This window comes from Novosphingobium sp. (assembly GCF_036803765.1).
Lineage (GTDB): Bacteria > Pseudomonadota > Alphaproteobacteria > Sphingomonadales > Sphingomonadaceae > Novosphingobium.
Window position 1 is genome coordinate 178,187 of the sequence record NZ_DAIRTS010000004.1, and the last position, 11,497, is coordinate 189,683.

General features: G+C 68.6%; 11 protein-coding genes and 2 tRNA genes (1 of these 13 only partly in view). 9 read left to right on the forward strand and 4 right to left on the reverse strand.

Annotated features, from left to right (window positions below; translation table 11 throughout):
* Position 1: 1 nt before the first annotated feature.
* On the reverse strand, positions 2-793 hold the full coding sequence (locus V7Q48_RS04195; protein ID WP_333836460.1) for an SDR family oxidoreductase: 792 nt from the start codon (positions 791-793) through the stop codon (positions 2-4).
* Between the two features lie 174 nt (positions 794-967).
* On the opposite strand from V7Q48_RS04195, the gene V7Q48_RS04200 reads away from it, so the two are divergent.
* Entirely contained in the window at positions 968-1,435 is a 468-nt protein-coding gene (locus V7Q48_RS04200; protein WP_333836461.1) for a hypothetical protein, read from the forward strand.
* Positions 1,436-1,483: 48 nt separating this feature from the next.
* Here V7Q48_RS04200 and V7Q48_RS04205 read toward each other — a convergent pair whose 3' ends face one another.
* The gene (locus V7Q48_RS04205) at positions 1,484-2,107 is read right to left on the reverse strand and encodes a TetR/AcrR family transcriptional regulator (RefSeq protein WP_333836462.1); all 624 of its coding nucleotides are present in this window, start codon (positions 2,105-2,107) and stop codon (positions 1,484-1,486) included.
* 44 nt (positions 2,108-2,151) lie between these two features.
* Between V7Q48_RS04205 and V7Q48_RS04210 the strand changes: the two genes are divergently transcribed.
* The 8 genes from V7Q48_RS04210 (at position 2,152) to trhO (ending at position 11,350) form a co-directional block, all read left to right on the forward strand.
* The gene (locus tag V7Q48_RS04210; protein ID WP_333836463.1) at positions 2,152-3,165 is read left to right on the forward strand and encodes an aromatic ring-hydroxylating dioxygenase subunit alpha; all 1,014 of its coding nucleotides are present in this window, start codon (positions 2,152-2,154) and stop codon (positions 3,163-3,165) included.
* A 208-nt stretch (positions 3,166-3,373) separates the two neighbouring features.
* On the forward strand, positions 3,374-4,156 hold the full coding sequence (locus tag V7Q48_RS04215) for a TIM barrel protein (RefSeq protein ID WP_333836465.1): 783 nt from the start codon (positions 3,374-3,376) through the stop codon (positions 4,154-4,156).
* 91 nt (positions 4,157-4,247) lie between these two features.
* A complete protein-coding gene (locus V7Q48_RS04220) occupies positions 4,248-5,216 on the forward strand; it encodes a sugar phosphate isomerase/epimerase family protein (protein WP_333836466.1) in 969 nt (322 codons plus the stop codon).
* A gap of 4 nt (positions 5,217-5,220) precedes the next feature.
* On the forward strand, positions 5,221-6,144 hold the full coding sequence (locus tag V7Q48_RS04225; protein WP_333836468.1) for a sugar phosphate isomerase/epimerase family protein: 924 nt from the start codon (positions 5,221-5,223) through the stop codon (positions 6,142-6,144).
* A 119-nt stretch (positions 6,145-6,263) separates the two neighbouring features.
* On the forward strand, positions 6,264-6,674 hold the full coding sequence (locus tag V7Q48_RS04230) for a DUF2946 family protein (protein ID WP_333836469.1): 411 nt from the start codon (positions 6,264-6,266) through the stop codon (positions 6,672-6,674).
* Positions 6,675-6,827: 153 nt separating this feature from the next.
* Positions 6,828-9,062, forward strand: coding sequence for a TonB-dependent receptor (locus tag V7Q48_RS04235; protein ID WP_333836470.1), 2,235 nt, complete (start codon positions 6,828-6,830; stop codon positions 9,060-9,062).
* Positions 9,063-9,065: 3 nt separating this feature from the next.
* Positions 9,066-10,430, forward strand: coding sequence for a PepSY-associated TM helix domain-containing protein (locus tag V7Q48_RS04240; RefSeq protein ID WP_333836471.1), 1,365 nt, complete (start codon positions 9,066-9,068; stop codon positions 10,428-10,430).
* Between the two features lie 50 nt (positions 10,431-10,480).
* A complete protein-coding gene (gene trhO / locus V7Q48_RS04245; RefSeq protein WP_333836472.1) occupies positions 10,481-11,350 on the forward strand; it encodes an oxygen-dependent tRNA uridine(34) hydroxylase TrhO in 870 nt (289 codons plus the stop codon).
* Here trhO and V7Q48_RS04250 read toward each other — a convergent pair.
* A tRNA-Asn gene (locus V7Q48_RS04250) sits at positions 11,340-11,414 on the reverse strand. The genes trhO and V7Q48_RS04250 overlap by 11 nt on opposite strands.
* Before the next feature lie 28 nt (positions 11,415-11,442).
* Positions 11,443-11,497 (reverse strand) — tRNA-Asn (locus V7Q48_RS04255); it runs 120 nt beyond the window's last position.

Consider the following 11,497-nt stretch of genomic DNA (forward strand, 5'->3'; position numbering starts at 1 on the left):
CTCAGGCGCCCTGCGCGACGGTGAGCGACAGGCCCCCGTCGATGGTGACGGTGCTGCCGGTGATGTAGTCGGCGGCGGGGGAGAGCAGGAACATGACGAGCGTGGCAACGTCCGCGCCGGTGCCCGCGCGGCCCCACGGGATTGCCGCTTCCTTGCGGCGGCGCTCATTGGGATCGTCCATCGCACTCTGGTTCATGGGCGTCAGGATCATGCCCGGGGCCACGCCGTTGACCGCGATGCGCCGGGGCGCCAGTTCGAGCGCGAGCGTGGCGGTGAGCTGGGCAAGGCCGCCCTTGGCGGCGTCGTAGTCCACCCCGCCGGCACGCGGCGCGCGTTCGTGGATCGACGAGATGTTGACGATGCGGCCGGGCTGCTCCGCTGTTTCCAGCGCGCGGACCATGCGGCGGCAGGTGAGGAACGGGCCGTAGAGATCGCTGCGCACGATGCGGTCGAACTGGGCGAGCGGCATGTCGCGCAGCATCGTCCCCGACATGTTAAGGCCGGCCGAGTTGACCAGCAGCGTGACGGTCCCAAACGCGTGCTCGGCCGCGGCGAACAGCGCCTCGATCGCGGCTTCGTCGGTCACGTCGGTCTGCACCGCCAGCGCGCGGCCACCGGCATCGGTGATCGCCTTGGTCGTGGCCTCGGATGCGGCCTCGTCCGAATGCCAGGTAAACGCCACCGCCACGCCGGCGGCGCCCAGCGCAATGGCGCAGGCGCGCCCGATGCCGGACTCTCCCCCGGTCACGATGGCGACGGAAGCGGCGGGAAAGCAAGGGTTTGGCTCGGTCATTGCGCCATAACCCGCAAGGCGGACGATGGTGCCCGTCGCCAATTGTCGCAACATCGGGGGGGAAGGGGGCGACCCGTTCGGACGGCTGTTCCGGTCCGGTTCAGGCGGGCCGGCGCACGAGGCAGTTCCCGTCCGGAGACCGTCACGCAACCCGAGATACGGAAGAGACTGACCATGCGTACAGCCAAGCTCAACGCGTTCGGCGCCTGCAGGGCGCTCGTGCTCGCCGCGGCCCTAGTGGCCGGCCCGGTCATCGCCGGCACCGCCCATGCCCAGGCGATCGACCCCTACCAGCCGATGAACGATGGCTCGGAGCAGGCCTCGGCCACGGTTCCGCCGGGCGTGGTGGCGCCGGGCTACGATCCGGGCGTGCGCGCCGCCAATGCGCGCGAGGGCGATGCGCTGGCGACCGAGAACCGGGAAGCCGCAGCCGAGGCGGCGCAGGATCGGTCGGCCTACCAGACGGCGGTGCAGGACTACCACCAGGCCGTGGCGCAGCGCCGGCAGGCGATCGCGCGCATCCACGCCACCCAGGCGCGACGCGATGCCGCCTATGGGCAGGCCATGGCCGACTGGCATGCGCAAGTGGACGTCTGCCACAACGGCAATCATCGCGCCTGCGTGGCACCGCCTGCGGGCTGAGGCCTCGCTCCCCCCGTTACCCTCGTATCGTCGACGGCGGGGCGCGCGTCAGCGTGCCCGGCCGCGCAGGAACAGTGCCACGACCTCCGCCGCATGGACCGCGATCGCGCGGTCATCCATCGGCGGGGCGACGGCGTAGAGCTGGCGGCTGACCAGCCCCGACAGCGCGAGGTCGAGGAAGCGCACCGCGTCGCCCGGCGCATCCGCACAGGCGAGCAGGCCTTGGGCGGTCCAGCTCGCCAGTTGGCCGGCCAGCAAGTGCTGCATCGGCTCGGTCACGAGGTTGCGATAGATCGCGCCCACCTCGGGAAACGCGGTGCCCTCGGCGATCGCCATGCGCCCGACGAAGATGTTCTCGTCGCGCGTGATCCATGCGGCGGCGTGCATGGTGAAGCCGGTGAGCCAGGGCTCCGGCTCCGCGTGCGCGCGCCACGGGCCATCGCCGCTCCACCCTTGCGCGATGCGCTCCACCACCGCGGCGAACAGCGCCTTCTTGGTAGGGTAATAGCGGAACATCGTGGGTTTGGAGCCGCCAAAGCGCTCGAGGATCCGGTTGGTGCTGGCCGCGGCGAAGCCGTGGGCGGTGAACTCGGCCTGTGCGGCGTCGAGGATGCGCTGGCGCACCACCGCCGGTTTGCGGCTGACGGGGGCTTTGCTTTCCACTTCGGCCATGCTAAAGAAACCACCTGGTTTATATATCGCGAGGGAGAGCGATCATGGCAACGAACGACTTCGTCCGCAACGCATGGTACATGGCCGCCTGGGCCGAGGAAGTGCCCGAGGGCGGCTTCCTGCCGCGCAAGCTGCTTGGCCAGCCATGGTTGCTGTGGCAGCGCAGCGACGGCGAATGGGTGATGAACGCGGATCGCTGTCCGCACCGCTTCGTCCCGCTGAGCCGCGGCAAGCGCGAGGGCGACGTGCTGCGCTGCGGCTACCATGGCCTGGGCTTCGACAGCACCGGCGCCTGCGTGCTCAACCCGTTTGGGGGCGACGTGCCGCCGGGGGCGAAGGTCGCGACGCTGCCCGTGGTCGAGCGCCATGGCGCGCTGTGGTTCTGGCCCGGAGAGGCTGACCTCGCCGACCCCGCGCAGATCCCCGACTTCGCCTTCGTCACCGGCCCCGACCATGTGCGCGGCGTACTGGTGATGGATGCGGGCTACGAGCTGATCGCCGACAACCTCATGGACCTCAGCCATGCCGAGTTTCTCCACGTCGAGACCTTCGGCGTGAACGGCGCGCTGCTCAACTACGGGGTGCAGACCGTCGAGCAGGACGAGACCGGCGCGATCTGGAACAAGTGGGACATGGACGGCTCGGAGCCGCCGGCCTGGGCTGCGCCGATGCTGCAGCCGGGCGAGCGCATCGACCAGTGGATCCACATCCGCTGGCATGCCCCTGCGACCATGGCTTTGTTTGTCGGCCTTGCCCGGCAGAACACTGACCGCAGCGAATTCGTCGTGCCGCCGATGTCGAACCCGCACATCCTCACGCCCGAGACCGCGACCTCGACGCACTATTTCTACACCCGCCAGCCGGGCGAGGAGTCGATCGAGATGGTGCGCCGCGTGTTCCTCGAGGAAGACGAGCCGATGGTGCGCGCCGCGCAGGACGCGATGGACGGGCAGGATTTCTGGGACCTGCGGCCGGTGATCCTGGCTTCGGACGCGGCGGCGATCCGGGCGCGCCGCCGGCTCATGCAGATGCGCCGGGCGGAGGCGGCCGAGGCCTGACCCGACGCGTTAAAAGGGTGGGTTTTGGGCCGCCACCACACCCAACCCCCTCCTCTGAAGAGGAGGGGGCTATGCGCTCCCACCCAGCCCGACTCACTTGACCACTGCCGCGAATGCTGCGATTTGCGGCTGCACAAAATAGCGGGAATAAACCCGCCAGGCATACGAGCGCCAAGGCGCCACGGGGCCGTAGGATAGGATGTCTCCTGTGTCTGCGACGTATCCCCTTTCTTCGTGCATCGAATGGCAATTCACCGACGCTGGCGACCTCGCCGAGCGGCTGCGCGCCGCCAAGGCCGCCGGGCTCGAATTGGCCGAATTCCACCTCTGGCGTGACAAGCCGATCGACGCCGTGGCCGAGGCCCTGGCCGAGACCGGCATGCGCCTGACCGGCGTTTGCGTCGATCCGCGCCGCTCGATCGTCGATCCCGCCGAGCGCGCCGAGATGGTCACCGCAGTTCGCGAAACCATCGAGGCCACCGAAAAGCTGGGCAAGCCCGCGCTGATCGTCGCCTCGGGTTTCCGCGTCGAGGGCCTGAGCGAGGACGAGCACTTCGCCAACGCCGTGGCGGCGCTGCGCGAGGCGGCCGACGTGGCCGAGGAAGCCGGCGTGACGCTGCTGCTCGAGCCGCTCAACACCCGCCTGTTCTCGGCGATGTACCTGGTCAGCACCAAGCTCGGCCTCGACCTGATCGAGGCGGTGGACAGCCCGAACCTGCGCCTCCTGTACGACGTGTGGCACAGCGCGGTCATGGGCGAGGACATCGCCGAAGTGCTCGCCGGCCGCATCCACCTCGTCGCGCACGTGCAGGTGGCCGACATGGACGACCGCCACGAGCCGGGCACCGGCACGGTCGACTGGGCCAAGGTCATGACCACGCTCAAGGACCTCGGCTACGCAGGTTCGCTCGGCCTCGAATACTTCCCGACCCTGCCGATGGACGAGTCGCTGGCGCTGACCGCCAAGACGCTCGCCAAAATCGGCGGCTGAATCGCCGACCGGTCGGCGTACCGCGCGGCCGCAGCCCCCTCATGACATGCCCCGCCGCATTGCCGGCGGGGCCCCGACAGGGACAGATCCCATGAATATCGACAGAATCGCGCTTAGCCTCGATCTGATCAATCGCCATTACCAGGAACCCAACCGCAACCGCTTCGAGAGCAAGTACTTCTGGGAAGAGCTTTATCCGCTGGTCGCGGCGGCGGGCTTCGCCAAGATCGAACTGCCGTATGAGCCGGTGTGGCAGTTCGGCGGGCGCAGCGGCGTGCCGCTCAACCGCTATTGCGTGAACACCAAGTACGACAACGCGGGCAACTATCTCGAAACGCTGAAGGCAGGTGGCCTTGAGGGCGTGGCCGGCGTCACGTTCGACCCCAACCTGTTCATGCGCAACGACAACCTCGGCTTCTTCTTTGGGGCAAGCGGCCACTTCGCCGGCGAGGCGCTGGCGCATGCGGCGGATCTCGGCGCGGAATACTTCGCGATCAGCCCGTCGCCGTATTACGGCCGTGCGCTGCAGTACCATCCCGACCTGGAAGCGGAGAAGGATGGCTTCACCGAAAAGACGGTGGAGCTGCTGACCGGTCTTGCGACCAAGGCTGAGGACCTCGGCATCCCGCTCGTGCTACGCCACGAATACTGGAGCCTGTTCGGCGGTGACCGACTGCCCGCGCTGCTCGCCGCGCTGCCCGACAGCGTGACGCTCGATGTCGATACCGCCAGCCTGGCGATCGAGGGCACCGATCCGGTCGCGTTCATTTCGCAGAACGCTGCGCGCATCGGCTGCGTCCACCTGACCGACACCGCCTTCGTCGACACCGCCGAGGTGTGGAAGACGCCGAACCCCGAATTCCCCGCGACGGCGGCGACGCAGGTGTTCCGCGATCCGGGCACCGGCACGGTCGATTTCGCGGCCGTGTCCGCGGCGCTCGATGCGGCCGGCTATGCCGGTCCGGTCACGATCAGCGCCCGCCAGACGCGCGATCCATACCGGGCGCTGCTGCGCATGCGCGCGCTGCTCAACACGTTGCAGACCCAGAAGGAGGGCTGATCCCATGCCCCATATCCGCTACGCCAACATGTGCCACTGGAAGTCGATCCCCTATCGGCAGATCGTAAACTTCCGCGACTTCTATTATGAAGACAAGACCAACACCGCCTATTACTCGGATTGGGACACGATCCTGAAGTATCAGTCGGCGCTGGGCTTCAACGGCATCGAGATCGCGCCCTGGGATATGGCCGACATCCTGCCGCTGTTCGGCTCGCCCGAGGCGTTCACCGCCTTTGCCGCCGAGCGCGGGGTCGAGGTCATCGGCATGTTCCACGGCGCCCATGCCTCGCACGACGCGGGCCACTTCGACGAGGCGGTGCGTTCGGGCCGCGAGGCGGTCGACACGATCGTCCGCTTCGGCGGCACGTACATGAACACCTGCCCGACGCAGAACTACTTCGGCACCGGCCCGCTCAGCCGCGAGGAAGTGCAGACCTGTGCCAACGTGATGAACGAGATCGGCGCCTATGCCACCGATCACGGCGTCAAGCTGGGCCTGCACAACGAGTTCTTCTGCGCGATCAACCTGCCCAACCACCGCGAGCTGATCGAATCGACCGATCCGCGCACGGTGCACTACTGCATCGACACCGCGCAGGTCTCGATCCTGGGCGAAGACCTGCTGACGTTCTACGACCAGTACCACGAGCGCATCAGCACCTTCCACCTCAAGGACACCGCCTCGGCCAAGCAGCCCGACAGCGTGCGCTATGCCCAGGACCCCGAAATCGCCGACGACGGGTTCCGCTGGTTCTGGGAGCCGGGCCTCGGTACGCTGGACCTCGAAGGGCTGTACGGCCTCTTGAAGAAGCACGGGTTCGAGGGCTGGATGTCGATCGAGTATGACGGCTCGCCCGACCAGCTCGCCTCGATGGCGCTGACCCGCTACCACCTCGATACCGTCCTGCGCCCGATCTACGACTGATCGGATGCCACGCGGCGGCCGGCTTCCGGGTGGGAGCCGGCTGCTCGCGTTCAAGAACCTTGTCCCGCAGCGCGATCGCCGGTGACAAGCGCGGCCCCAGCGTCTAGGACCGCCCCGCGATGGCTCTCCTGCGTGCCTATTTCCTGCGACACCGCGCCCTGGCCCTGCTGGTGGTCATGGCGGCGCTGTGCATGAAGATCGTCGTGCCCGCGGGCTTCATGATCGGTGCCGATGCAAAGGTGTTGTCGGTCCAGATCTGCGACGAGGGGCAGGGCACGCATTCGGTCATGCAGATCGTCGTGCCTGCCAAGGCGGGGGAAGCCGCGCACAAGCAGGGCATGGCGGCAAAGGGCGGCGAATGTCCCTATTCGGCCGTGGCGATGGCCGCGATCGGCGGGGCCGGGCCGGTGCTGCTGGCCCTGGCGCTCGCCTATATCGTCGCGCTCGGCTTTGCGGCCGCGCCCGTGCTCATGCCGCGTGGGCAGCGGCACCTCCGGCCGCCCCTGCGCGGGCCACCCCGCTTCGCCTGACATCCTGACAGCCTGATCGGCCCGGAAGCCGCGCATCGTTTGCGCGCTGCGCCGTGGTCGACGCCCATGCCATCCCGCCAAGCAGGGATCCGTCACGTCATGCGAATTTCCTTCATTGCCCTTGCGGCCGCCCTCTGTGCGCCCGCCCTCTTTGTGCCCGCCAATGCCAACGCCGCCGAAACACCGTCTGCAGACGCCGCCGATGCGGGCGAGAGCGGCGAGCAGATCGTGGTCAACGCCGCGCGCGCCGAGCGTTCGATCGTCAATGCGCCGAACACCGCCGTCACCGTCGATGCAGCGACGATCCGCGCCACGGTTAACGCCGCCAGTGTCGAGGACACGTTGAAATACGTGCCCGGCCTCGTCATCCGCAAGCGCCACATCGGCGACAATTTCGCTCCCGTCGCCACGCGTACATCGGGCCTGGGGTCGAGCGCGCGCAGCCTGATCTATGCCGACGGCATCCTGCTGTCGGCGCTGATCAACAACAACAACGGCAACGGCAGCCCCAAGTGGCAGCTCGTCGCGCCGCAAGAAGTGGCGCAGATCGACGTGCTCTATGGCCCCTATTCCGCAGCCTATTCGGGCAACGGCATCGGCACGGTGATCAACATCACCACGCGCCTTCCCGACAAGCTGGAAATCAGCCTCGACGCGCTGGGCAATGTCCAGCGGCACAAGCAATACGCGACCGACCGCAGCTTCGAGACCGGGCAAGTGTCGGGTGCGATCGGCGACCGCATCGGTGCCTTCGCCTTTTTCGCCAGCGCGACGCACACCGTCAGCAATGGCCCGCCGATCGTCTATGTCACCGCGGCCAGCGCACCGGCGGGCACCACCGGCGCGATTGCCACGGTCAACCGCACGGGCGCGCCCATCGTCGTGCTCGGCGCCAGCGACATCGACCATCATGTCCAGGACACCGCCAAGCTCAAGCTCGCCTACGACCTGTCGCCCAGCGTCAGCGCACAATACACCCTCGGCCTGTTCCTCGATCACAGCCGCGCCGGGGTGGACAGCTACTTGCGCAATGCCGCCGGCGAGACGGTCTATACCAGCGGCTTCAACTCGGGCTTCTATCGGCGGCAGAACCGCCATTGGGCGCATGCGCTCTCGCTCAACGGGCACCAGGGCGGGGTCGACTGGCAGGCGATCGGCACGCTCTACGACTACGCGCGCGATCTCCAGGCCACGCCGTCCGCAGCGCTGCCCGGCGGGGCTTCTGGCGGGGCGGGCACGGTGCAGGACCAGTCGGGCACCGGCTGGATGACCTTCGATGCGAAGGGCGCCTGGCGCACCGGCGGGCGCGATGCGCGCGGGCTCGATGCCAATGCGCTGTCGGCGGGGGCGCACATCGACCGCTACAAGCTGAAGTCGCGCACCTTCACCGCGACCAGCTGGCGCGATTTCGGCGAAGACCTGCAGACCGGCGCCGCGCTCGGCAAGACGCGCACCGCCGCGTTGTGGGTGCAGGACGTGGTGCGCGTGGCGCCGGGCGTCGGGTTGACGCTGGGCGGGCGCTACGAATGGTGGCGCGCCTGGGACGGGCTCAACAAGACCACCGCCGCCAATCCCGGCGTCGTCCAAGCCGAGCGCCGCAAGACCGGCTTCTCGCCCAAGGCCTCGCTCGAATGGCGCGGCGAGGCAGGGTGGAGCGTGGGGCTTTCGCTGGCGCAGGCCTGGCGCTTCCCGACGGTCGGTGAGCTTTACGGTGCGACGACGGTGGGGGCGGTGCTGGCCAATCCCAATCCGAATTTGCGGCCCGAACGCGCGCGCTCGGCCGAACTCGCGCTCGAGCATCGTGACTCGCATGGCAGTGCGCGGCTGTCGCTGTTCAACGAGGTGGTGCGCGATGCGCTGATCTCGCAGACCGGCACGATCAGCGCGGTCCAGCCCAACGGCAGCACCACGACCGTGATCACCAGTTTCGTCCAGAACGTGGAGCGCACCCGCGCGCGCGGCGTCGAGCTGGCGGTGGCGCAAGTGGATGTGGTCCACGGCCTCGACCTCTCGGGCAGCGTGACCTACGCCGATGCGATCACCAGCCGCAACACGGTCTTCCCGGCCTCGGTGGGCAAGGTGCTGCCGAGCGTCCCCCGCTGGAAAGCCAATGCCGTCGTGACCTGGCGCCCGACCGAGCGCGTCTCGCTCACCACCGCGGCGCGCCTGTCGAGCCGCAACTTCGCCGCGCTCGACAACAGCGACATCGTTGCCGACACGTACCAGGGCTTCGACCGCTTCTTCGTGGTGGACCTGCGCGCGACCTACAAGGTCAGCCAGAGGGCGGAGCTGGCGCTGGGCGTGGATAACGTGAACAACGACCGCTACTTCCTGTTCCACCCGTTCCCGCAGCGGTCGGTGACCGCCGAATTGCACTGGAAGCTCTGACTCATGGGCGCCTCGCTCTATCGCACGCTGTGGCGCTGGCATTTCTATGCCGGGCTCTTCGTGCTGCCGATGATCGTGATCCTGTCGCTGACCGGCGCGGTCTTCCTGTTCAAGCCGCAGATCGACCGCTGGGAGGAGCGCGCCTGGCGCGGCCTGCCGGTGGCCGGTGCGGTCACGCCCGATACGCAGGTCGCAGCGGCGCTGGCGTCCTATCCCGGGGCGCAGTTGTCGAGCTATCGCCTGCCCGAGGCCGCCGGCGATGCCGCGCTCGTCCACCTGCGGCTGGCTGGCAGGGCGGCGGGCGAAGCCGGGGCGATGCGTGATGTCTTCGTCTCGCCGCAGGGACGCGTCGTGGGCGTGCTCGATCCCGAAGCGCGGATCGCCAGCACGGTGCAGACCATCCACGGCCAGCTGCTGCTGGGTCGGCGCGGCAGCTGGCTGGTCGAACTCGCGGCGAGCTGGGCGATCGTGCTGGTGGTGACGGGCCTGGCGCTGTGGTGGCCGCGCGGGCGCGGGCCGGCGGGCGTGGTCTGGCCCCGGCTGGGCCGCGGCGCGCGCACCGCCTGGCGCGACCTGCACGCGGTGACCGGCTTCTGGGTCTCGGGCCTCGCGCTCGTGCTGCTGCTGACCGGGCTGCCCTGGGCCGATGCCTGGGGCAGCGCGTTCAAGGCGGTTCGGGCCGAGATGGGCTGGGTCAAGGGGGCGCAGGACTGGACCGTCGGTGGCCGCGCGCCGCCTCCCCAGGCCGACGAGGACGGCCATGCCGGGCACGATCATGCCATGATGGCAGGCACCATGATGATGCACGACCATCACACCATGATGATGCCGCAGGTGACGCTCGCCGACGTGGTAGGCAAGGCCAGGCGCGAGCATCTGGCCTTTCCGGTGCTCGTCTCCCCGCCGGGCGCGGATGCGGCGGCATGGACGGTCAAGTCCGACACGCAGAACCGCCCTTTACGCATGACCATCCGCTACGATGCGCGGGGCGGGCAGGAGCTGTCGCGCAAGGGCTTTGCCGATGGCCATCCGATCGACCGCGTGGTGGGCTATGGCGTCGCCTGGCACGAGGGGCAGCTGTTCGGCGCGGTGAACCAGGCGATCGGCGTGCTGACCGCGGCGATGCTGGTCATGATGGCGGTGACGGGCTTCGTGCTGTGGCGGCGGCGCAAGCCGGCGGACGGGCTCGGCGCACCGCCCCGGCATTGCGAGGCCCCACCGCGCTGGCTCGTGCCGCTTATTTTGGTGCTCGCCGCGTTCCTGCCGCTGCTCGCTGTCTCGCTGGTGGTGGTCGTGGTGTTCGACCGTCTCGTGTTGCCCCTGATGCCGGGGCTGGCGCGCTGGCTGGGGATGGCCGTACCCGCATGATACGGCGGGGATAGCCAGCCACCCCTCGGGGCGGCTATGGGCGCGGCGTCATGGATCATCCCGTTACCGTCGCCGCGCTGTACCAGTTCGCCCCCTTCGCCGACCCTGCGGCCCTGCGCGCGCCGCTGCTTGCGCTGTGCGAGGCGCAAGGGATCAAGGGCACGCTGCTGCTGGCGGGCGAGGGGATCAACGGCACGATCGCCGGCCCGGCCGAGGGGATCGCCGCGGTCGTCGCGCATGTCCGCGCGCTGCCGCATTGCGCTGCGCTGGAGGTGAAGTACGCCGCCGCCCCCGCCATGCCCTTTGCACGGATGAAGGTGCGGTTGAAGCGCGAGATCGTGACCATGGGCGTCGAGGGAATCGACCCGCTGGCGAGCGTGGGCACGTATGTCGAGCCGCACGACTGGAACGCGCTGATCGCCGATCCCGAAACCATCGTGATCGACACGCGCAACGACTACGAGGTGGCGATCGGCACCTTTTCCGGGGCAATCGACCCCCAAACGCGCAGTTTCCGCGAGTTTCCCGCATGGTTTCGCCGCGAGCGCGCACGGCTGCTGGGCGAGGGCCGCACGCCGCGCGTGGCGATGTTCTGCACCGGCGGCATCCGCTGCGAGAAGTCGACCGCGTTCCTCAAAGGAGAGGGGGTGGAGGAGGTCTATCACCTCAAGGGCGGCATCCTGCGCTACCTGGAAGACGTGCCCGCGAAGGACAGCCTGTGGCAGGGCGCATGCTACGTCTTCGACGACCGCGTCGCGGTGGCGCATGGGCTGGTGCCCGCCGGCCACGTCCAGTGCGGCCCGTGCGGACGCCCGGTCAGCCCCGAGGCGCAAGGCTCACCGCTCTATCGCGCAGGCGTGTCGTGCCCGGTGTGTGCGGTCGATGGGGATGTAGATGGGGAAGAGCCGCTGGCTCCCTGAGTAGGATTCGAACCTACGGCCGCTCGATTAACAGTCGAGAGCTCTACCGCTGAGCTATCAGGGAACGGTCCCGGCCTGGCCGGTGCGGAAAATGGCTCCCTGAGTAGGATTCGAACCTACGGCCGCTCGATTAACAGTCGAGAGCTC

Bases quoted from the DNA above. Each gene is read 5' to 3' on its own strand.
- V7Q48_RS04220 (WP_333836466.1), top strand. From the start codon at position 4,248: ATGAATATCGACAGAATCGCGCTTAGCCTCGATCTGATCAATCGCCAT.
- V7Q48_RS04210 (WP_333836463.1), top strand. From the start codon at position 2,152: ATGGCAACGAACGACTTCGTCCGCAACGCATGGTACATGGCCGCCTGG.
- V7Q48_RS04230 (WP_333836469.1), top strand. From the start codon at position 6,264: ATGGCTCTCCTGCGTGCCTATTTCCTGCGACACCGCGCCCTGGCCCTG.
- V7Q48_RS04205 (WP_333836462.1), bottom strand. From the start codon at position 2,107: ATGGCCGAAGTGGAAAGCAAAGCCCCCGTCAGCCGCAAACCGGCGGTG.
- trhO (WP_333836472.1), top strand. From the start codon at position 10,481: ATGGATCATCCCGTTACCGTCGCCGCGCTGTACCAGTTCGCCCCCTTC.
- V7Q48_RS04240 (WP_333836471.1), top strand. From the start codon at position 9,066: ATGGGCGCCTCGCTCTATCGCACGCTGTGGCGCTGGCATTTCTATGCC.
- V7Q48_RS04200 (WP_333836461.1), top strand. From the start codon at position 968: ATGCGTACAGCCAAGCTCAACGCGTTCGGCGCCTGCAGGGCGCTCGTG.
- V7Q48_RS04195 (WP_333836460.1), bottom strand. From the start codon at position 793: ATGACCGAGCCAAACCCTTGCTTTCCCGCCGCTTCCGTCGCCATCGTG.
- V7Q48_RS04225 (WP_333836468.1), top strand. From the start codon at position 5,221: ATGCCCCATATCCGCTACGCCAACATGTGCCACTGGAAGTCGATCCCC.